This window comes from Comamonas sp. C24C, assembly GCF_053345995.1.
Genome location: NZ_JBKFBC010000003.1, coordinates 172223 through 192384 on the forward strand (window position 1 = coordinate 172223; position 20162 = coordinate 192384).

Annotated in this window: 16 protein-coding genes; 11 read left to right on the top strand and 5 right to left on the bottom strand. The window is 61.6% G+C overall.

The features are described from left to right. Positions 1-9: 9 nt before the first annotated feature. Positions 10-1233, bottom strand: coding sequence for an EAL domain-containing response regulator (locus tag ACLBXN_RS07700; protein WP_447611721.1), 1224 nt, complete (start codon positions 1231-1233; stop codon positions 10-12). A 5-nt stretch (positions 1234-1238) separates the two neighbouring features. Beyond that, a complete protein-coding gene (locus tag ACLBXN_RS07705) occupies positions 1239-4061 on the bottom strand; it encodes an ATP-binding protein (RefSeq protein WP_447611722.1) in 2823 nt (940 codons plus the stop codon). A gap of 908 nt (positions 4062-4969) precedes the next feature. Here ACLBXN_RS07705 and ACLBXN_RS07710 point away from each other — a divergent pair. The 6 genes from ACLBXN_RS07710 to ACLBXN_RS07735 all read left to right on the top strand — a co-directional run bounded on the left by ACLBXN_RS07710 (position 4970) and on the right by ACLBXN_RS07735 (position 11958). Further along, positions 4970-5545, top strand: a complete 576-nt coding sequence (locus ACLBXN_RS07710) for a fimbrial protein (protein ID WP_447611723.1) — start codon at positions 4970-4972, stop codon at positions 5543-5545. Positions 5546-5880: 335 nt separating this feature from the next. Then, positions 5881-6465, top strand: a complete 585-nt coding sequence (locus ACLBXN_RS07715) for a fimbrial protein (protein WP_447611724.1) — start codon at positions 5881-5883, stop codon at positions 6463-6465. Positions 6466-6532: 67 nt separating this feature from the next. After that, a complete protein-coding gene (locus tag ACLBXN_RS07720) occupies positions 6533-7309 on the top strand; it encodes a fimbrial biogenesis chaperone (protein ID WP_447611725.1) in 777 nt (258 codons plus the stop codon). Positions 7310-7433: 124 nt separating this feature from the next. Beyond that, the gene (locus ACLBXN_RS07725) at positions 7434-10262 is read left to right on the top strand and encodes a fimbria/pilus outer membrane usher protein (RefSeq protein ID WP_447611726.1); all 2829 of its coding nucleotides are present in this window, start codon (positions 7434-7436) and stop codon (positions 10260-10262) included. A 49-nt stretch (positions 10263-10311) separates the two neighbouring features. Next, positions 10312-11505: a fimbrial protein gene (locus tag ACLBXN_RS07730; protein ID WP_447611727.1), complete on the top strand. Its 1194-nt coding sequence runs from the start codon at positions 10312-10314 to the stop codon at positions 11503-11505. Between the two features lie 162 nt (positions 11506-11667). Continuing rightward, complete coding sequence (locus ACLBXN_RS07735) at positions 11668-11958, top strand: hypothetical protein (protein ID WP_447611728.1); 291 nt, start codon at positions 11668-11670, stop codon at positions 11956-11958. Positions 11959-12609: 651 nt separating this feature from the next. On the opposite strand, the gene ACLBXN_RS07740 is transcribed toward ACLBXN_RS07735, so the two are convergent. Both ACLBXN_RS07740 and ACLBXN_RS07745 read right to left on the bottom strand, forming a co-directional pair. Next, positions 12610-13590: a Bug family tripartite tricarboxylate transporter substrate binding protein gene (locus ACLBXN_RS07740; protein WP_447611729.1), complete on the bottom strand. Its 981-nt coding sequence runs from the start codon at positions 13588-13590 to the stop codon at positions 12610-12612. Between the two features lie 107 nt (positions 13591-13697). After that, positions 13698-14630, bottom strand: coding sequence for a LysR substrate-binding domain-containing protein (locus ACLBXN_RS07745; protein ID WP_447611730.1), 933 nt, complete (start codon positions 14628-14630; stop codon positions 13698-13700). 169 nt (positions 14631-14799) lie between these two features. Between ACLBXN_RS07745 and phnD the strand changes: the two genes are divergently transcribed. The 5 genes from phnD to phnX all read left to right on the top strand — a co-directional run bounded on the left by phnD (position 14800) and on the right by phnX (position 19481). After that, positions 14800-15675 carry a phosphonate ABC transporter substrate-binding protein gene (gene phnD, locus ACLBXN_RS07750; protein ID WP_087081655.1) on the top strand — a complete coding sequence of 292 codons (876 nt, stop codon included), beginning with the start codon at positions 14800-14802 and terminating at the stop codon, positions 15673-15675. Further along, positions 15672-16517 carry a phosphonate ABC transporter ATP-binding protein gene (gene phnC / locus ACLBXN_RS07755; protein ID WP_447611731.1) on the top strand — a complete coding sequence of 282 codons (846 nt, stop codon included), beginning with the start codon at positions 15672-15674 and terminating at the stop codon, positions 16515-16517. Before phnD ends, phnC begins: the two co-directional genes overlap by 4 nt. Continuing rightward, positions 16514-17350 carry a phosphonate ABC transporter, permease protein PhnE gene (phnE, locus tag ACLBXN_RS07760; RefSeq protein WP_211458470.1) on the top strand — a complete coding sequence of 279 codons (837 nt, stop codon included), beginning with the start codon at positions 16514-16516 and terminating at the stop codon, positions 17348-17350. The genes phnC and phnE overlap by 4 nt, the downstream gene beginning before the upstream one ends. Before the next feature lie 120 nt (positions 17351-17470). Next, positions 17471-18559 (top strand): iron-containing alcohol dehydrogenase PsrA, encoded by a 1089-nt coding sequence (gene psrA / locus ACLBXN_RS07765; protein ID WP_447611732.1) that lies wholly within the window; start codon positions 17471-17473, stop codon positions 18557-18559. A gap of 58 nt (positions 18560-18617) precedes the next feature. Further along, complete coding sequence (gene phnX, locus ACLBXN_RS07770) at positions 18618-19481, top strand: phosphonoacetaldehyde hydrolase (protein WP_447611733.1); 864 nt, start codon at positions 18618-18620, stop codon at positions 19479-19481. Positions 19482-19578: 97 nt separating this feature from the next. Here phnX and ACLBXN_RS07775 read toward each other — a convergent pair whose 3' ends face one another. Beyond that, positions 19579-20097 carry a MarR family winged helix-turn-helix transcriptional regulator gene (locus tag ACLBXN_RS07775; protein ID WP_447611734.1) on the bottom strand — a complete coding sequence of 173 codons (519 nt, stop codon included), beginning with the start codon at positions 20095-20097 and terminating at the stop codon, positions 19579-19581. Positions 20098-20162: the final 65 nt, after the last annotated feature.

Consider the following 20162-nt stretch of genomic DNA (forward strand, 5'->3'; position numbering starts at 1 on the left):
CAGCGATGACTACGCAGCCTCCGCAGGAAAAAACTGTCTGCGTTGATCGTTGTTCAGCAGCATGGCGAAGTCGCTGGATTTCAACGCGGAAGAAATCAGAAAACCTTGTACGCAGTCGCAGCCGATGCGGCGCAGAAATTCAAGGTCCGTGACGGTTTCGACGCCTTCGGCGGTGACGGTCAGGCCCAGCTGCTTGCCCAGTTGTACTGCGGACGTCAGCGCTGTCCCGCGGGTCGCATCATCGGTGGCGCCGGTCACGAATGCGCGATCGATCTTGAGTTCCGTGAACGGCATCGAGATCAGGTTGTACATGGAACTGTATCCTTTACCGAAATCATCCTGGGCAAGGCCAAAGCCCTTCAGCCTCAGCCGACTTGCACCCATATAGTAGTGCGCAGGCGCAGCGGTTGTCTCGTCTTCAAGCAACTCAAAATTGATGTTGCCTGGGGGAACCTCCCATTTGCGAGCGGTCTGCTCCAGTTCGTCCGGCAGATCCGGGTTCTCCAGAAGAGGGACCGGAAGATTGACGGATACGGGAATCGTATAGCCGATGTCGCGCCACTGTCGATGCGCGGTCAGTGCATCCTCGAGCATGCGCTGGAGCAACTGCCGCTCGAGTTTGCAATGGTGGATGGCAGCCAGAAACGAGCCCGGCAGCATGAAGCCGTGCTCGGGGTGATCCCAGCGGGCAAGCGCCTCAGCGCCGACGATCTCACCGGTGCGTAGTGCCATCTTCGGCTGAAACCACGCCTGTATCTTGCGGGTGCTCAGTGCGGTCTCTATGGCCGATTTGTCGAACACCAGGGGCTGGCCAAAGCGTAGATCCGGGCTGGAGGTCTGCGTCGCTACGCGGTGACGCAGCTTGCCGATGATCTTGTGGGCATAGCAGGGGTCGAACGGCTTGGAGAAGGCATCCAGCACGAACAGCCCGACTTCCTTGGCCATCAGGCTGACGCTGTTCATGATGCGGCGCGAGCAGGAACTGGAGATCGCCAGCATCGGCGTCAGGTTTTCGCTTGCGAGCCGGCTGATGAACTGCAGGCCGTCCATGTCCGGCATTCTGATGTCCATGATGACGATTTCAAAGTGCTCCGCGTGCATCATCTTCAAGGCCTGTTCGCCGGTTTGCGCGGCCTTGACGTGAATGAATCCGGCATCCGCGAGTATGGAGCAGATGCGCGCGCAGGAAAACTCGTGGTCGTCCAGGACAAGGATTCTGTATTTGGAAAGCATGATGGTTAACTCCCCTCGGCTTTGATCGAGTTCAGGATTTTTCGCAGTTGGTCTATCGCAAGCGGCTTGATCAGCAAAACGTTGATGCCGGAGGTAAGGCCACGCCGTTGCTCCTCGGGAAACGCATTGGCGGTCAGACCGAGGATCGGGCGCGTGTAGCCACGTTCCCGCAGCGCAAAGGCCAGCTCGTACCCGTTCAGCATCGGCATGTGCAGATCGGTCAGGATGGCGTCGAAGTCCTGGATGTCGGGTCGGTTCAGGGCCATCTGCCCATTCGTTGCAACCGCCACGGTGCAGCCCAGGTGCTGCAGCTGTTCGCGCAATATCAGCTGGCTGATCGGGTTGTCCTCGACAACCAGCAGGTTCATATTGATCAGGTCGAGGTCGACCTGGCCGGTGGGAGTGACCAGGCCGTGCCCTTGCTGCATTCCATTTATCGCGCGGCCCAGGCCCAGGATGCCGTGGGCACTGATCAGCAAGGTGTGGCGGTCTGCGGTGATGCCATGCCTGGCGCCAGGCGGGTGCATGACGATGCGCCGGTGCTGCCATTGCGCAAGAGGCATTGCCCAGGGCCAGGCCTCGATCAGCACTGACTGCGTATCCATGGAGGAGTGATGCTCGCGGTAGGGCATCGCCATTGCGCCCCAGAGGCGCAGCCAGCCGCACAGGTTTCTCACGACTTCCGGGATTGCACTGCGCACGTAGATCTTCTGGGGCGACAGCCTGGGCAGGTTGTCCGGTCCGGACTCCACGGCGATCGGCAGCGTCACCTTGAACGAGATGCGTGTGCCGATACCCAGTTCGCTGGTCGCGGCAAGTTCACCGCCCATCATCTGCGACAGGCGCGAGCAGATGGACAGGCCCAGTCCCGTGCCCTGGATGAGCTGGTCGATATCGGAGTCGGTGCGGAAGTAGGGCTGGAACAGCTGCGGCAGATGCTCGGCAGCGATGCCGATGCCGGTATCGGCAACCTCGAACTCCAGCTGCACATGGAAATCGTCGACCGGTGTCGAGCGAAGGCGCAGCACGATATGTCCGCTCACCGTGAACTTGATGGCGTTGCTGACCAGGTTGTCCAGAATCTGACGCAGCCGCGTGACGTCTCCGAGCACCTGCAATGGCGTATTGACGGAAGCCGTGGAGTAGAGCCTAAGATTCTTGCGTTCTGCGCGCACACAGAAGGTGGAAACCACATTGTCCAGCACCTCCAGCAGAGCCAGCGGCCTACGCTCGAGTGTCATATAGCCTGCCTCGATGCGCGACAGATCCAGAGTGTCGTTCAAGGTCGACAGCAGGACGGTGGACGAGTGGCGCAGCGTGTCCAGGTACTGCTGTTGCTGCTCGGTGGCCCCGGTGAGCGACAGCAACTCCAGCGTGCCGAGAATGCCGTACAGCGGCGTACGGATCTCGTGGCTCATGGTCGTGAGAAACAGCGTCTTGGCCTGGTTTGCCGCTTCGGCCGCCTGCATGGCATTGACCAGCGACAACTCCGTCTGCTTGAGTTGGGTGACATCGTTGATGGTGCACAGCATGGCTGGACCGCCGCAATAGGTCATTGGCGTGAAGGTGCGCTGGACCACGCGGCCGTCTTCAAGTTCCAGGTCTTCGTCAACGCCGCTCAGGTCGGGGGACTCGACGATGTGCTTCCATTGGTGCTCGGCTTTCAGCCAGGCCTGCGCCAACTCGTTGGAGAGCAGGGGGTCGCGGTCGCCCTGCCGCAGCAGGGCCAGACCGACGGGGGCGGTCTTCAACAGCTTTCTGTTCAGGGTCACGCTGTCCATCAGTGCCAGAAAGTTGGATCTCGCGGGAGTCAGCTGCTTGCGGTGGATATAGAAAGAGGCCAGCAGCAGAACGACCGCGAGCGCTGCGCAAAGAGTCAGTGCACCGTAGAGCTTGGCCGCGTTGTCCTTGAGCAATTGCCTGACGGGCATGTAGTACTTCAGGCGCCAGCCTGCGTGGCCTACGGACTTGCTCAGTGCCAGGTATCTGGGAATGCTGCCCTCCCAGACGATGCCGAAGTTGTCAGTGCGCGTGATGTGCAGCGAGTCCTTGTCCATATCTGGTGCGTTGGCACCTCGCAGTGTTGCGTGACCATTGGGGTCGTAGAGGACATAGCTGCCCCCTGCCATGCTGGTCAGGTCCAGGGCCGAGCCGATATCGTCGAAGGTGATGCCCAGCCACCCGCTGGCGGTGTCGGTTCCGTCGATGGGGGTATAGAGGAACAGTCTTTCACCATCGTCGGTGGGGGGATTCAGCCATACCAGCGGCGAGCTGCCCGAGATTCCGACCTTGGGGTTCTCGCGCAGCAGCGCGCTGGCAATCCACTTCTGGGTTTGCGGCGAAATATCAGGCGTTGCCGAGGCCTTGTCGCCCAATACCGGCACGGTGGCGCCACTGCTCTTGGACGTGTAGACAAGCGTCGTCTTGATACGGCTGTTGTCATGAACATCCCGTGGAGTCAGAGCCAAGGCCCACTCGTGGCGACTCTCGCCTTCTGGCAACGGATAGATCTCGAGTTGCCTGGCGAGGCCGGACAAGCCCAGTGTTTCGGTCGCCGGAAATGGTTTGAGACTGCGGACAGCAGAGGCGGCCGTGGCGCGTAGCAACTGCTCGCGCTGATCAAAGAAAAGCTGCGCGTTGTAGGCGGCAGCATTCATCTGGCGCCGGTAGCCCGAAACACTTTCGTTGATCGACCAGAAGCTGTAGAGCAATGCCATGGTGACGATACAAAGCAGCGAGGAAGCCGCAAGCGCATACAGCAATACCGTGGGCAGGCGCGTGGCCGTCGCGGCATTTTTTGTGATGGGCTTGAGGGGCAGTCGATGCATAGGCAAATGCTATGAAGCGAGTGCCCTCTTGCGGTTCAGATGAATCTGAATCTAATGAGTACCAAAATGTTTGAACTTGTTGACCAGATCGGCTGGCTTCAATAGTTATCGCGCTAGCCAGGAGTGCGCAAGCGCCGAGCGATTGCGGCTCCCTGTCGATAGTGTTTTGTGCGTGAGCAGCTTCGGGCTTGGCATGCCGATGAGCTGTATGCGTTTCCGGCTGGGCACAAAGCCGGGTCGCGGCATTGGATTGCACTGCAACTCAGTGCAGGTGTGCGTCGTTTCCCCGTTTCCCCGCGTCCCATTTCTCGGCGAAAGCACCGAGCGGCCACCGCTGCAGGCTCTGCGCTTGTCAAAGCGGCATCAAACCCTGCAGCCGAGTCTTTCGGTGCTGAGTGCAGGGCCAGAACATGCCCTATATATGCGCCCATGACCTGCACCGACACGGCAGCAGGTGCATGCAACGTGCCGCGCTCCATCTTCCGGGCTATCTTTCAAGGGCGGTCGACCTGCTGTTGGCCACCGCAAGGAACCGACACATCGCCACGCCTGGATTGCACGTCAGGCAACGCACTGAGTCTTCGCCAGGCGCAGATATCTGGCCATTGATCTCTCTCATCCTATAGACGTTGGCGGCTCGGGATCCTCCTTCAGGCAGATACGAAGCTCTCTTAGGTGGGTTAATTCAAGCTAAAGAATTTCGCGCTTTCCCTAGTTGACATTGCTTGACATTGTTTGGCTATTTTGGCTGGCGATTAGGAATCGTCCGAGACCTGTGAGGGGGGGCTCTTCCTAAACTTCGTTCCTATGTGCTGACCCGTTGGCACATGGCTGCGATAGAGCTACCAACCGCGATATGTGCGTAACTGGCTCCATCCATCACTAACCTTCACTTTAGAGTTCTTGAAATGAAAAAAGCTATTCTCAGCATCGCCGTTCTGTCCGCTCTGGGCTTCTCCGCCGTTTCTCACGCTGCCACTGTCGGTGCTACCGGCATGATCAACTTCAACGGTTCGATCAATGCTGACTCCTGCGTGGCTCACTCCAACGGTGCTGGTAGCGCCGGCGGTGCCAACCTGACGTATGACATGGGCGTGGTTTCCAAGACCGCCCTGGGTACCGAAGCAACTCCCAATGCTTCGGCTGGCAGCAGCAGCACCTTGCCCGTTGCCATGAACCTGGCGCTGGAATGCTCGAGCGGTACTTCGGTTGACCTGAAGCTGACTCCCACCGTTGCCTCGGGCAAGGGTATTGGTTTGGCACCCGTAGCTGGTGCTGCCACCAACGTGCAGATCATGCTGATGCAAGCAGGTCAGGCTCTGGACTTCACTGCCGGCTCCGTGACTCTGAATGCTCCCCTGGTCAATGGCGTGGCTAGCGTTCCCCTGACCGCTTACTACACGCTCAAGTCCGGTAAGGCTGTTACCGATGTGGACGCTGGTACTGCCAACGCTTCTGCTGCTTACGTGCTGTCGTACAACTAAATCGGCTGTTCCTGCACAGGCTGAAAGGCCTGCGCAGGAAGTCGAACCAAAAGCAACCGGGGCATCGGCAATTCTCTGATTGGCTTATGCCATGCAGTCTGCATCGCCTCGGTACTTTTGGCAGACCAATTTGGTAGCTTCTACTCAAGAGGGTAGATCTTAAACAGATTTATGCAGATCCTCTGCTGCATGAATGGCATTTGCTGACACCGCTTGAAGAAACACAGGGCTTGTTAAGACTGCGCAAGTCTAGTCATGACAGAGCCGTCAACCGGGATGTATATGCAACCTGCGCCAGCGATCGTCTCTCCCTCGCCTCATAGGTTTTAACGGAAATGAAAAAAGCAGTCCTCAGCATCGCCGTTTTGTCCGCTCTGGGTTTCTCGACTGTTTCTGGTGCTGTCCCCAGCCTGGGCCCCAATGGCATTATTTCCTTCGCCGGTGGGCTCAATGCAGAAACTTGCTCCGTGAGAGATGCTAGTCAGGGCAACGGCAACGGCACAGGCACCCGTGCCATGGGTGACCTTAGCTATAGCATGGGAACTGTGTCAGCGAGCGCGCTGGGTACCGAAGCCGTGCCCACGGTCTCGGGTAGCGGTCCCACCTCGCCTGTGGTTGTGGATCTGCTGCTGGCATGTTCCAACGCCACTTCGCTTGAACTGAAGCTGACCCCCACAGCGCGCAGCGGTAGAGGCATCGGAGTGACCGGCGGAGCCACAAACGTGCAGATTATGCTGATGCAAGGAACGACCGCGTTGGACTTCACCAACGGCTCCGCAACCTTGTTCGCCACGCCGAGTAGCGGTAGTGCCCACATTGTCCTGAATGCCTACTACACGCTGCAAGCCGGCAAGACCGTCAGTGATGTAGTGACTGGTACCGCAAATGGCTCTGCCGCCTACGTTCTGTCTTACAACTAAATCAGTTTCCCTTTCGTGGGCTGCATGTTCAGTCCTGCGGAGGGGCTTACATGGAAGGCCCTACACCGTGACCATCTCTCGTATTCATACCTTCGCTCGGCGCGTGCTGCTGGCCCTGATGTTCACGGGCGCTGTTGGCGCACATGCCGATATTTCACTGAACACCACCCGCGTCATTTTCGACGGCAAGAACAAGGAAGCCAGCCTGATTGTGCGCAATGGCGCCAATCCCGTGCTGATCCAGTCCTGGCTCGAAAGCAATACGCCGGACGACAAGGGCGAGCTGCCTTTTGCCATCACCCCGGCGCTGGCCAGAATGCAGGTCAACGGCCAGCAACTGCTGCGCGTGCTCTATGCCGGCGGTGCCAATGCCATGCCTTCGGATCGCGAATCGGTGCTGTGGGTCAACGTGCAGGAAATTCCACAACAGGCCGAATCGGAAAACTCCTTGCAGATCGCAGTGCGCCAGCGCATCAAGATGTTTTTCCGGCCCGTCGGTCTGCCCGGCTCTGCTGCAGAAGCGCCTGCAGCCCTGCGCTGGAGCTTGGACATCGCCGACGGCAAGCAGGTCCTGAAAGTGCAGAACCCGACAGCGTTCCACGTCTCCACCACGGGCATCGATACGGGCTCTGGTGCCGACAAGCAGCGCATCAGCGAGGCCGTCATGATTGCGCCGGGTGAGAGCAGGACCTTCGCTCTCAAGAGCTCTGCCGCTTCCACTTCAGCGGTGAGCTTCACTGCCATCAACGACTACGGCGGCTCCGAGTCGTATCAGGCACCCATCGCCGGTACATTGCCCGCGCAGGTCAGCCCGAACCCAGTTATCGAGCGCAGCCCAAACTAGGCGCTTCGCGCGCGCCCTGTCGCAAGACCCTACAACCGAGAAGACTCGTAAGTCTGGATCGCCTGAGGCGATCCCGGGCGGAGGGGGCTTTTGTCTGAAATTCTCTATCCCCAAGTGTTCAATCATGAGCAAGCTGAAGTCCAAGGTTCCCTTTGCACCGTCTCGCGGTAGCAGTACGTCGTTTCGTCTGAACCCGCTGTACCAGATTCTGTTTGGTTCGCTGGGTGTGTTTCTGCCCTATTGGGCCTTTGCGCAAGAAGTCTCGGCGGCGGCTCCAGAAGCATCGCAGACCGTAGCGCAAATGGCTCCGTCGTCCACGGCTGAGCGCAAGGCCGTGCAGTCTGGCGGCAACGCCGATCAGAAAGCGCCCGTGCAGGTGGCTGCCTTGGATGTGGCCGCGCTCGATCATGCCGCCCTGAGCCAGGGTGTGATGAAGGGTTTCAGCACGGCCTTCCTGCAAGGGCTGGGGGCTAGTGTTGACGTCAAGACCCTGCTGTCCAGCAGCGAGATTATTGCCGGCAACTACCGTGTTGACCTTTTTGTCAACACGCTGCAGTCCAGCCGTATCGACATGCTGTTCTCGCTGAACGCCAAGACCGGCGAGGTCGAGCCCTGCTTTACCAAAGACATACTCATGCAGGCTGGCGTGGACATGTCCAAGATCGACTTGGATCAGGCTGCCGGTCAGGATTCGTCCTGCCTGCGCCTGCCCGAGCTGATTCCGCAAGCCACCGCGCAATTCGATGCAGCACGCCTGCGTCTGAATGTGAACATTCCCCAGGCCTATATGAGCCAGGCACGGCGCGGCTATGTGGAGCCGTCGCAGTGGAGCGACGGCGTGCCCGTGGCCTTTGCCAATTACAACTTCAGCTCGCGTTTTACCAACAACTCGGGCGGCATGCCTGACCAGCGTACGACCAATTTGGGCCTGAGCATGGGTGTCAATATCGGCCCCTGGCATTTCCGCAACAATTCCTACCTCAGCAGCGGCTCGCAGCAATCGACCCAGTTCCGCAGCCAGAACACCTATATTCAGCGCGATCTGACCGATCTGCGCAGCCAGCTCTGGTTGGGCGAAACCTATACCTCGTCGCCGTTGTTCGATAGCGTGCGCTTTCGTGGCGTGCAGATGGCGTCCGACGACGCCATGCTGCCCGACAGCATGCAGGGCTATGCGCCCGTGATTCGCGGCAATGCCGAGTCGAACGCGACCATCGAAGTGCGCCAGAACGGATTTCTGATCTACACCACCAATGTGGCTCCGGGCCCATTCGAGATCACCGATCTGGCGCCCTCGGGCACGAACGGCAATCTCGAAATCACCGTGGTCGAGGCCGACGGCAGGCGCCGCGTATCGGTTCAGGCATTTTCCGCGCCGCCGCTGATGGTGCGTGAGGGGCGCCTGAAGTACGACGCCACGGTTGGTCAGTTTCGCAACAACTACAACGGCGGCAGCACGCCGGCTTTTGGCAGCACCTCGGTCCTCTACGGTCTGACCAGCAATATCACGCTGGCTGGCGGCTTGCAGGCGGCGCCGGGTTATCAGATCTTCTCGGGGGGCGCGGGCTTGAACACCGAAGCTGGTGCCTTTTCGCTCGATGCTTCGCACTCGCGCAGCAGCGTCAACGGCGACTCTGATGCCGGCACCCGCCTGCGTTTTATCTATCGCAAGTTCTTCGAAAGCACCGCCACCCAGGTTTCCTTCACGGCCCAGGAAAGCCTGAACGAAGGCTTTCGCAATCTGAACGACCATGTCCAGGCCAGGAACTGGGTTGGCGATGCAAGCGGGCAGAGTTTTCGCTCCATACTGCCGCGAACCCAACTGAGTATGTATCTGAGCCAGACCCTCGGCGTCGGCACACGCTACGGCAGCGTCTATACCAGTGCATCTGCGGGTCGCAACTGGGATGGCTCCAAGTCCAGCAGTGTCTCCGCAGGCTATAGCAACTCCCTGGGGCCTGCGTCTTTCAACCTGAGCCTGACGCATTCGCGCAATGTCGCGAGTGCGCAGTATGCGGGCGGCCGCTATAGCGACACCGGGGTCTTTCTGTCCGTGACCTTCCCGCTGGGCAAGGGCGGCAATGCTCCCAATATGTACACCAATGTGGGCCACCAGAAGGCCGGCACCACTGTGCAGACGGGTATCAACGGCAGGCTTCCCAACGACCGCGACATCAGCTACTCGGTGATGGGGCAGCGCGACGTCAACGGCGACGCTTCGGCCTCCGCCTTCCTGGGTGCTGCGACCTCGGTGGCCGTGCTCAATGCCGGTTATTCCTACGGTAACCGCTCGAACACCGCGTCGCTGCAGGCCAATGGCTCCATCGTTGCGCACCAGGGCGGCGTCAACCTCGGCCAGCCCCTGGGCGAAACCTTTGCACTGGCCCAGGTCTCGCCAGCGGTGCCTGGCGTGCGGGTGTCCAGCTATAGCGGCGTGGCAACGGGTAACAACGGGTATGCCGTCGTGCCCAATGCCGTTCCGTATCGTGCCAACTGGATTGCCATTGACGGCAAGGGCCTGAGTGCCGACGTCGAGATCGAGGGCGGTATGGAGCAGGTCGTACCGCGCCGCGGTGCCGTGCCGCTGGTCACCTTCAAGAGCGAAGAGGGCCGCCGCGTCCAGTTCGAACTGACCCAGCCCGATGGCTCGCCCATGCCGTTTGGCGCGATTGTGGAAGGCGCCAATGGGCAGCGACTCGGTATTACCGACCCGCGTGGCCGTGTGCTGACCATGCTGGAGCAGGACCAGGAGCAGGGCCAGTTGCGCGTCATCTGGGAAGAGCAGGAGTGCCGTGTTGCCTATGAGCTCCCGGCCAAGGCGCAGGGCGAGAACTACCAGCGTGTTGCACTGAGCTGTACCGAAGTCAAGCCCGTACCTTCCTCCCCAAGCAAAAACGGATCCGGCGTGGCCCAGGCTACCGATCCCGATCTGGCGTCCAAGCAGGGCTCTTGATCACGTTGTCAACGACCAAGTTCGTTGCACTTAACAAGGAATTCGATCCATGAAAACACTTTCTCGTTCTTCTTCTCCGCGCTGGGTCTGGTTTACCAAGGCATTGGCAGCCTGTGCCGTAACCGCCAGTGTGCTGCATGCGCCCAATGCTATCGCAGGAGGTGGTCAGGCATGCTTTGCAAGTGGAATCCAATCCGAAGGGCCGTGGACTATTGTGACCAGCCTTGGTGGCATTGCGAACGGTGTGACGGTCGCAGAAACAACTTTTAGCCAGAGTGTCACTGCCACCAGTACTTTGCAGAACTACGCGATGCTGGTCACGGTCGTGAGGCCTACTCAACTAGGCGCATACCAGACCATTCCTCTGGCCACGTTTCCGGGTCTGGGCCTGCGATGGAGCTATGCAGGCTATGACGACGTTTCCAATGCAGCGGTGAACACCAGCCTGCTTCCGCCGATCGGCAAGGTTGTCACCACCAGTACATCGAACTTTCTCAACACGACGTTCACCACGAATGTCTCCACCAAGCAGTACAAGCACAAATGGAAGTTCGAACTGGTAGTGACCGATGTCAGGGCGTATGCCGGCGGTACCGGTGACTTTACCCGCGAAACAATACTGAACGGCATACAGATCATGCCGACTGTCAGGGACAATACCGCATCACCTACCAACCAGTCATGTACTCCCGTTCTTTCCGGCTTCGCACAGGCGCTGGGTGTTGGGGGATCCATCTCGTTGCCTGAGCTGCCCAAGCCGCCGACGCCTACCTGCCAGTTTCCGATCGGTGACTTGAATCAGACCGTTGGGCTCAATTTCTCTACGACTGGCAATGTGCCTGCCAATGGCGCTGCACGCACAGCGGGGGCAACAAGCGAGACGCGATTCAATATCAATGCGGTCAACTGCGGTGCAAACAGCAATTACGCCATTTACTTCACCGACACTGCTGCTGCCGGTGCGATCAAGGATTACCTCAATAGCTCCAGCGGTTCGCTGTCAGGCCAGGTCAATCTCAGGCTCTATCAGGGCAGCAACAGCACGCCCGTGCAATATGGTCCCCCACCCACGGGCAGCGGGCTGCCGGCCAATCCACCAGCCGTGAGCAACAGCAACACCATGGCGGGCTCGAATTTTGTGCATGATTTCTATGCGCAGTATGTGCGTGCGCCGGGAGTGACGGGCACTCTTCCTACTGGAGTGCTGGGGGCTCAGGCCACGGTGACGGTGGTGTATCCCTGACCGGCCTGAGCCGTGGAAGGCGGGTACCCGGAATTCGCATTTGCAAAAAGCTTTGCAATAAACCGTTCCTTGCGGGAGCTGCAGCAGCGTCATCTGGCATAGATGGCATTTCTGCCGCAGTACGCGCCACTCCATGGCACAGCGCCCAAATAGGGCTCTGATATGAAAACAAGTCTCTTCGAGCAGTTCGGGGAAGGCCATGACTCTGCGCTGGAAGCAGAGGTCGACCCCGACCCAGACCCCACGCCGTCGCCGGCACCTGTGCCGCAGGCGCTAGCTGCCAGCCTTGAAGCACAGCTGATCGGCTACAGCCTGAGCCGTCATGTGCCCGCCATGCGAAGCGGCTTTGAAATCATCACCAGCCAAGGCCTCTGGCGTGTGGATGGCGAGTTGGCAGAGCAGATGGCCGAGCTGATGCGCCGGTATCTGATGAAGCAGCTGGAGAGGGCCTAGAACCGCCAGTCGATGCCCCGCCGAATCAGGTCAGCGCCGAAAGACCTGCAGTGCCGCAGCTGCCGGGCAGAGCTGACGGCGAGAACTGCCAGCGCATTGCACTGGCTTGTAACGATACAAGGAGCCCCATCCATGAGACTTTGTCTTTTTATCCATCTTCGTCTCCCGCAGGCCGGCACCTGTGCCGGGCCTGGGTTGCCAAGGCTGTGGTTGCATGTGCCGTGATTGCCGGCGCCTTCGCGGGACGCGGGCAGGCATGCGGTATTGCCGTGATGGGGCGCATCGCGAGCCAGCCTTTCAGGTGGGCGGCCACCGATCCTTGCTGCAGCGGTTGAAGCGTCAACTGAAAAAGCTGGCGTTTCGGCCGCTGCGTGCACTGGAGCCTCGCGACCGGGCCGGTGTTCTGACCTGGGACGCATATCCTGGGGCGGATGGCTGCAGGCAAGGCCGCAAACGCAGAGGGTGTGGCTGCCCCTGCCCAGATGTCATCGGGCCAGTACACCCGCCTGGCAGTTCCGCTGATCGGGCAGGGTTTGAGCCGCCATGCAACTGCCATAGCGGAAGAGGGGGGCTGTGATCATCGACCGCAGTGGCAGCAGGCGTGTGCAGGGCAGGGTCTGACCCCGGCGCCGGCCTTGGCTTTGCGGCTGCTTACTGGGGCTGGTAATCGATGGACTTGAGCAGGGCCTGCTGGTGCTGGTAGGCCTTTTGCAGCTCGCTCATCAGCGCTTGCGAGCTGGCGTCGGTGCCCGATTCCATGCCCATGTCCCTGAGCCTGGCCTCGACCTGGGGCTGCTTGAAATACTGCAGCGCAATCTCTCTGACCCTGGCCTGCACATCGGCCGGAATATCGGGGCGCGACCAGACGCCGAACCAGCTCACCTCGGCCAGCTGCGGATAGCCCAGCTCCTTGAAGGTGGGCACATCGGGCAGTTGCACCATGCGCGTGGGGTAGTTCACGGCCAGTGCCTTGACCTTGCCGGCCTTGATCAGCGGCAGGGAGGTGGTGAGACCGTCCATCATCAGCGGCACATGGCCGCCCATGAGATCGCTAAGCGCCGGGGGAGAGCCCTTGTAGCCCAGGTGCTTCATCTTGATATTGAGCAACTGCCCGAGCAGCATGCCCGAGGTATGGCCGCGCATGCCCGTGGCATAGGAGGCGAAGTCCAGCCCGTCAGGCTGCTTTTTGCCGTAGTCGGCCAGCTGTTGCAGATTGCCGGCCGGGAAGTCCTTGTTGGCAATCAGTACCAGGCCGTTGCGGCTGAGCTGGGCCAGCGGCTTCAGGTCCTTGAACGGCTGATAGCTGACCTTGTAGGCCAGTGGCGTTTCGCTGACGATGCCGCCCTGGATCAGCAAGAACGTGTGGGCGTCCTTGCCGTTGGCAAGCAGGTCGTTGACGGCCAGTACGCCGGCCGCGCCGGGCTTGGATTCGACAATCACCGGCTTGCCCAGCTGTTTTTGCATGCCATCGGCGAGCAGGCGTGCCAGCGAATCGGCATTGCCGCCGGCCGGGCCGCCGACCACCAGGCGTATGGGCTTGACGGGCCAGGGGGCCTGCTGCGCCATGGCCGCTGCACTGAGGCTCAGGCCGGTTGTCAGGGCCACGACCCTCCAGAGCTTGCTTTGTTTCATCATCGTCTCCTCTGTTTCTTGACTGCCCGGCAGCCACCGCTTTGCCAGTGCACCGGGCCGCACTGTCAAAAAATTCTCGGCGCAAGGGGGGCAGAGGGTTTGACGAATTACGCCAGCTTCTTGGCCGTTGGAGCGATCAAGGGTTTTGGAGCGGTCAGCAGTACGGGCAGGTCGGGCGCCGCGCTGCCTTCAATGGCCTTGAGGAAGGAGCGCACCAGCAGGCTTTCGCTGCGTTCCTTCATGCAATAGACGTAGGTGGTGGTGCTGGCCGGGTCGCCGGCAATGCGCACGGGCCGAAAGCGCGGGTCGGCAATGAATTCGGCCTCGGACACGGCGCCGATGCCCAGGCCGCGCGCCACGGCCTCGCGTATGGCTTCGCGGCTGCCGATCTCCAGCTGGGTGCGGGGCTTCACGTCGGCGGCCTGCAGCGCTTTCTCGATGGCGGTGCGCGTGGTCGAGCCTTGCTCGCGCAGCAAGAGCGGCAGGCCGTGCAGCTCGCCCAGCTCGACCTGCTCGCGCCTTGCCAGCGGATGGTCGACATGGGCAAACAGGATGATGGCGTGGCGCGCATATTCGCGCGCCAGCAGCTCGGGCCTGTCATACAGACCGGCCAGCACGGCCACGTCGGTGGTGTAGTTCTCCAGATCGTGCAGCACCTGCTGCGAGTTGCCCATGCGTATCGACAGCTTCATGCCGGGATGGCGGGCGCTGTAGGCCGCCACCATCTCGATCACATGGAAGGGCCCCACGGCGCCGATCTTGAGTTCGCCCTGGTTGAGCTGGCCCGAGTCACGCAGAAAGAACTCGGTTTCCGACTCCAGCGCGAGCAGCTTCTGCGCCAGCGTCATGAGCTTGTGGCCGGCGCCGGTGAGCGTCATGCGATAGCCCTGGCGATGGAAGAGTTCGATCTGGCTTTGCCTCTCCAGCGTGGCGATCTGGCTGGAGATCGTGGGCTGGCTCACGCCCAGGGCGCGGGCGGCTGCGCTCAGGCTGCCTTGCTGGGCCACGGCGATAAAGGCTCGGTAGCGGGCGGTGCTCATGCAAATTTCATCTCAAGGTTTGATCTATGGAAGCTGTCAAAACTGATTCTGAAACCTTCACATGACAGTCATATGTCGTCCCTAATATTTGCATCAACGCACTGCAGTGACGGTGCGATGGCGGAAGCCCAGCCGCACCCTACAGACGCACTTGCAAAGGATGAACTTCATGACGATGACCCGCAAAACCTGGCTGAAAGCCGCAGCCGCCAGCCTGACGCTTGCCGCCACCACCGGCGTCATGGCGCAGCAGCCCACCGAGCTGCGCGTGGGCCTGATTCCTTCCGAGGACGCCCAGGCCATGATGCGCGCCAGCCAGCAGGTGATGGATCAGCTGGCCGCCAAGACCGGCCTGAAGATCAAGCCCTTTGTGGCCAATGACTACAACGGCGTGATCGAGGCCATGCGCTCGGGCAAGATCGACGTGGCCTATTTCGGCCCCTTCTCCTATGTGCTGGCCAGCCAGCTGGCGAATGCCGAGGCCTTCGCCATCCCCGTGGCCAAGAAGTCCGGCAAGAGCTCGTACAACAGCATCATCATCAGCAAGAAGGACAAGGGCCTGAGCACCGTGCCCCAGCTGCAGGGCAAGACCTTTGCGTTTGTCGATCCCAGCTCGGCATCGGGCCATCTGTTTCCCAAGGCCGGCCTCAAGGGCGAGGGCATCGATACCGACAAGTATTTCTCCCGCGTGATCTTCTCGGGCTCGCATGACGCCAGCATCATGGCCGTGGCCAACGGCAAGGTGGACGCGGCGGCCGTGGCCGATCCCATCTTCCAGACGGCTGTCGCCAAGGGCCATGTGAAGGCCGAGGACTTCCAGGTCATCTGGCGCTCCAAGGACATCCCCGAGTCGCCCATGGCCTGGCGCAAGAATCTGGACGAAGCCACCAAGAAGAAAGTGGCTGCGGCACTGGCCGAGATCAAGGGCCTGCCCTGGGGCGACCGTGGCGAGCTCAACGGGTTTGCGCCCACCAACGATCAGGCCTATGACGTGGTGCGCCAGACCGCCAAGGCGCTGAATCTGGACCTCGGGAAGATGAAATGATCAGCATCCGCAATCTGCGCAAAAGCTATGGCAGCAACCATGTGCTGCACGGCATCGACATGGATGTGAAGGCCGGCGAGTTCGTGGTCATGCTGGGCCTGTCGGGTGCGGGCAAGTCCACCTTGCTGCGCTGCATGAACGGGCTGAACCAGCCCGACAGCGGCCAGTTGCAGGTGGGCGGCATCGACCTGATGCGCAGGCACTCGCGCCGTGAGCTGGCCCGCCATGTGGCCATGGTCTTCCAGCACCACAACCTGGTGCAGCGCCTGTCGGTGCGCAAGAACGTGCTCACGGGGCGGCTGGGCCAGGTCGGCACGCTGGCCTCGGTGCTGCAGCTATTCAAGCAAAGCGATATCGCACTGGCCGACGCATGCCTGCAGCGCGTGGGCCTGGCCCACAAGGCCGACGAGCGCACCGAGGCACTCTCGGGCGGACAGATGCAGCGCGTGGGCATTGCCCGTGCGCTGGCGCAGCAGCCGCAGGTGATTCTGGCCGACGAGCCCGTGGCCAGCCTGGACCCCAAGACCGCGCGCAGCGTGCTGCAGTATCTGCGCGATGCCACGCGCGAGCTGGGCATTGCCGTGGTCTGCAATCTGCACCAGGTCGATTACGCCCGGGAGTTTGGCGATCGCATCGTCGGCCTGTCGCAGGGGCGCATGGTGTTTGACGGCGTGCCGGCGATGCTGGACGAGGCCGCGCTCAACGCCATCTACAGCGGCGAGCCGCAGCCCGCCGGACATGCCGCAGGGCAGGGCGGTGCGCTGCATGTCAGCAGCACCGCAGCCGGCAACTGGCTGCCCGGGGCGATGTCGCCAGCCGCAGCCGCAGGAGGTCTGCCATGAGCAGCGAAAGCCTGAAGCAGCCAGACCGCTGGCAATGGACGGCCGCACGCCCGCAAGGCCGGGGCGGTTGGCTCGGTTATGCCGCGCTGGCCCTGGTCATCGGCTGGGTGCTGCACTGGAGCGCTGCGGGCGCGCAGATGAGCTGGAGCGAGCTGGCAGGCGGCATGCCGCAGATTGGGGACTTTCTCTCGCGCTCGGTGCCGCCGGACTGGAGCATGCTGCCGCGCCTGTGGGCACCGGCGCTGGAGACGATTCAGATCGCCATCTGGGGCACTTTGCTCAGCGTGATCCTGGCGCTGCCGCTGTCCTTTGTGGCGGCCGGCAATCTGCACGGCTGGCATTGGCTGCGCCGCATCACGCGCCAGTTTCTCAATGTGATCCGCAGCATCAACGAGCTGATTCTGGCGCTGGTGTTTGTCTCGGCCGTGGGCCTGGGGCCCTTCCCCGGCGTGCTGGCCCTGGCCCTGCACGGCATGGGCATGCTGGCCAAGTTCTTTGCCGAGGCGATCGAGGAGATCGACGACGGCCCGCTGCAGGCCTTGCGCAGCGCCGGTGCCAGCCAGCTGCAGATCATCGCCTTCGGCGTGGTGCCCCAGGTCATCACCGCCTGGATTGCCGTGGTGCTCTACCGCTTCGAGGTCAATCTGCGTTCGGCCACCGTGCTGGGCATGGTGGGTGCGGGCGGTCTGGGCTTCGAGCTGGTCAGCAGCCTCAAGCTGTTCCGCTACCAGGAAACCGCGACCTGCATCATCGTCATCACGGTGATGGTGATTGCCGCCGACATGGCATCAAACTGGCTGCGCAGCCGCATACAGCAGGGCGCTCGCCACTGATCCCGCTGCGGTGCCGGTGTGCGCCGCAGTCCTTGTATAAATCAAAAATATGAGCTATCAGCGCTTGGTACATAAGCGCTAAGGGCTGATTTCGCTCAAAAAACGTCAAAAGGCTTTCTCGTGTGGACCTATCACAACCCCGTGCACATCAGCGTGGGTCGCCACAGTCTCGATCAGCTGCCGGCCTTGCTGGCCGGGCGAAGCTGCCTGCTGGTCACTTTTCCCGAAGCCGAAAGCCTGGGTCTGGTGCAGCGCATGCGCCAGCTGCTGGGTGCGCAGCTGCGCGGCGTGATCGACAGCATTGCTCCCAATCCCGATGTGCAGTGGCTGGCGCCGCTGTACGAGCAGGTGCAGCGTGACCATGCCGAGGTGCCTGTGATCGTGGCCCTGGGCGGCGGCAGCGCCATCGACTCGGCCAAGGCCCTGATCTGCCATACGCCCGGTGGCCGGTTTGCCGACCTGCTGGCGCTGCTCAAGCAGGGCGGCCAGTTGGGGGCGGGAGGGCACAAGGCCTTGATCGCCATCCCCACCACGGCTGGAACAGGCAGCGAAGTCACGCCCTGGGCCACGATCTGGGATCAGGCCGCCGGCCAGAAGTATTCGCTGCACCAGTCCTGCACCTGGCCCGAGGCGGCGGTGATCGATGCCGAGCTGATGACCAGCCTGCCGGCCGGCGCCACGCTGGCCTCGGGGCTGGATGCGCTGTCGCATGCGCTGGAATCCATCTGGAACGTGAACCGCAACCCGGTTTCCATGGCTCTGGCCGTGCAGTCGGCCCGCCGCACCCTGGCCACGCTGCCCGCGCTGATGCAGGATCTGGGCAGCGCGCAGCTGCGCAGCGAGATGGCCGAGGCAGCGCTGATGGCCGGCCTGGCTTTTTCCAACACCAAGACCGCACTGGCGCATTCGCTGTCCTACGACATCACGCTGCAGCATGGCGTGCCGCACGGTCTGGCCTGCTCGTTCAGCCTGCCGCTGGTACTGGAGATGGCGCTGGGTGCAGACGCGGCGGCCGATGCGGCCTTGCTCTCCATCTTCGATGCCAGCACGCCTGCCTCAGCCATCGAGTGTCTGCGCAGCGTTCTGCAAGGTCTGGGCGTTGCCACCGACCCGGCCCACTATGGCGTGCAGCCAGACGCCTGGAGCGCCATGGTGCAAAAAGCGGCCAATGGCCCGCGCGGCCGTAACTTCATTCGCTCTCTGAACTGAGTCCCGGAACCTGAACCGGTTTCCGCTTTCCATCCCCTTGACGCCACCACTGAAAACCATGAACTCCATCGCTCAAGCTGAAACCCAGGCCCTGTCCCAGCCCGCCGCCGATCTGTCGCCGCTGCAAGCCGTCATCTTTGACTGGGCCGGCACGCTGGTGGACTTTGGTTCGCTCGCACCCACGCAGATTTTTGTCGAAGCCTTTGCCAGCTTCGGCATCACCATCACCCTGGCCCAGGCGCGCGGGCCCATGGGCCTGTCCAAATGGGACCATATCCACCAGTTGCTGCAGGATGAAAGCATTGCTGCCCAGTGGCAGACCGCTTTTGGCCGGACACCGACCGATGAGGATGTGGACGCCATCTACGCGCGCTTCATGCCTTTGCAGATTGCCAAGGTGGGCGAGTTTTCTGCCCCCATAGCAGGCGCTGTGCAGACGCTGCAATGGCTGCGCGCCCAGGGCCTGAAGGTCGGCTCCTGCTCGGGCTACCCGCGCGAAGTGCTCAACCAGTTGCTGCCGCAGGCCGAGGGCGCAGGCCTCAAGCCCGACTATGTGGTGGCGGGCGACGAGCTGGAAGCCGGTGGCCGCCCCGGGCCCTTCATGGCACTGGCGAATGTGCTGGCGCTGGGCATTGGCGATGTGCGTGCCTGCGTGAAGGTGGACGACACCGTGCCCGGCATTGAGGAGGGTCTGCGCGCAGGCATGTGGACCGTGGGCCTGAGCCTGTCGGGCAACGAGGTCGGCTATAGCGTGCAGGAGTTTGCCAGTGCGCTCGAGCAAGAGGTCGAGGCCCGTGTCGCCGTGGCCGAAGCCAAGCTCAAAAAGGCCGGAGCCCATTACGTGGTGCGCAGCGTGGCCGATCTGCCGGCTGTACTGGTGCAGATCGCGGCCGAGATGCGTGCCGGAAAAATGCCGTTCTAGGACTCGGTTCGGGAGCTTGCAGACCCGGTTGCAAGCCCGGCCCTGAACAGCCAAGCCCCAGGTCTGACGGCCTGGGGCTTTTTTCTGCGGTTGGGGCTCAACCTGCGGGCGTCTGCGCTTCGGGGGCGAGCTGCTCGTGATGCTCGATGACCTTGCGCATCAGCTGTGTGAAGAGCTCGCGCTCGGTCTCGCTCAGCGGGTCCAGCATCTGCTGCTGGGCTTGCAGCACGGACGGGCCGGCGTCGGTCAGCAGGGCCTGGCCCTCGGGCGTCAGGGACAGCAGGCGCACGCGGCGATCCTTGGCCGTGTGCTGGCGCTGCAGCAGACCACGTGCTTCCAGGCGGTCGATCACGCCGCCGATGGTGGATTTGTCAAAGCCCACTTCCATGCTCAGCGTGCGCTGGTCTATGCCCGGCAGATGCACCAGTTTCTGCAGCACGGCAAATTGCAGTGGCGTCACACCCCAGGCTTCCGTGGCCTGGCTGAACACGGCCACGGCCACTTGCTGCAGGCGACGTATGCCGTGGCCGGGAAAGGTTTCCACCTCCAGGCGTGGAAACAAGGAGGGGCTGCTGGCGCTGTCTGAGGCAGCGTTTGGCAGTGCAGAGTTAATCATGGTTTTCCCTAGGTGGGGTTGGCATTTCAAGGTTCGAATAATACGATGCATGCATTTGGTATGCA

Coding starts and splice junctions, on each gene's coding strand:
- ACLBXN_RS07700 (WP_447611721.1), bottom strand. CDS start 1,233: ATGCTTTCCAAATACAGAATCCTTGTCCTGGACGACCACGAGTTTTCC.
- ACLBXN_RS07705 (WP_447611722.1), bottom strand. CDS start 4,061: ATGCATCGACTGCCCCTCAAGCCCATCACAAAAAATGCCGCGACGGCC.
- ACLBXN_RS07710 (WP_447611723.1), top strand. CDS start 4,970: ATGAAAAAAGCTATTCTCAGCATCGCCGTTCTGTCCGCTCTGGGCTTC.
- ACLBXN_RS07715 (WP_447611724.1), top strand. CDS start 5,881: ATGAAAAAAGCAGTCCTCAGCATCGCCGTTTTGTCCGCTCTGGGTTTC.
- ACLBXN_RS07725 (WP_447611726.1), top strand. CDS start 7,434: ATGAGCAAGCTGAAGTCCAAGGTTCCCTTTGCACCGTCTCGCGGTAGC.
- ACLBXN_RS07730 (WP_447611727.1), top strand. CDS start 10,312: ATGAAAACACTTTCTCGTTCTTCTTCTCCGCGCTGGGTCTGGTTTACC.
- ACLBXN_RS07735 (WP_447611728.1), top strand. CDS start 11,668: ATGAAAACAAGTCTCTTCGAGCAGTTCGGGGAAGGCCATGACTCTGCG.
- ACLBXN_RS07740 (WP_447611729.1), bottom strand. CDS start 13,590: ATGAAACAAAGCAAGCTCTGGAGGGTCGTGGCCCTGACAACCGGCCTG.
- ACLBXN_RS07745 (WP_447611730.1), bottom strand. CDS start 14,630: ATGAGCACCGCCCGCTACCGAGCCTTTATCGCCGTGGCCCAGCAAGGC.
- phnD (WP_087081655.1), top strand. CDS start 14,800: ATGACGATGACCCGCAAAACCTGGCTGAAAGCCGCAGCCGCCAGCCTG.
- phnC (WP_447611731.1), top strand. CDS start 15,672: ATGATCAGCATCCGCAATCTGCGCAAAAGCTATGGCAGCAACCATGTG.
- phnE (WP_211458470.1), top strand. CDS start 16,514: ATGAGCAGCGAAAGCCTGAAGCAGCCAGACCGCTGGCAATGGACGGCC.
- phnX (WP_447611733.1), top strand. CDS start 18,618: ATGAACTCCATCGCTCAAGCTGAAACCCAGGCCCTGTCCCAGCCCGCC.
- ACLBXN_RS07775 (WP_447611734.1), bottom strand. CDS start 20,097: ATGATTAACTCTGCACTGCCAAACGCTGCCTCAGACAGCGCCAGCAGC.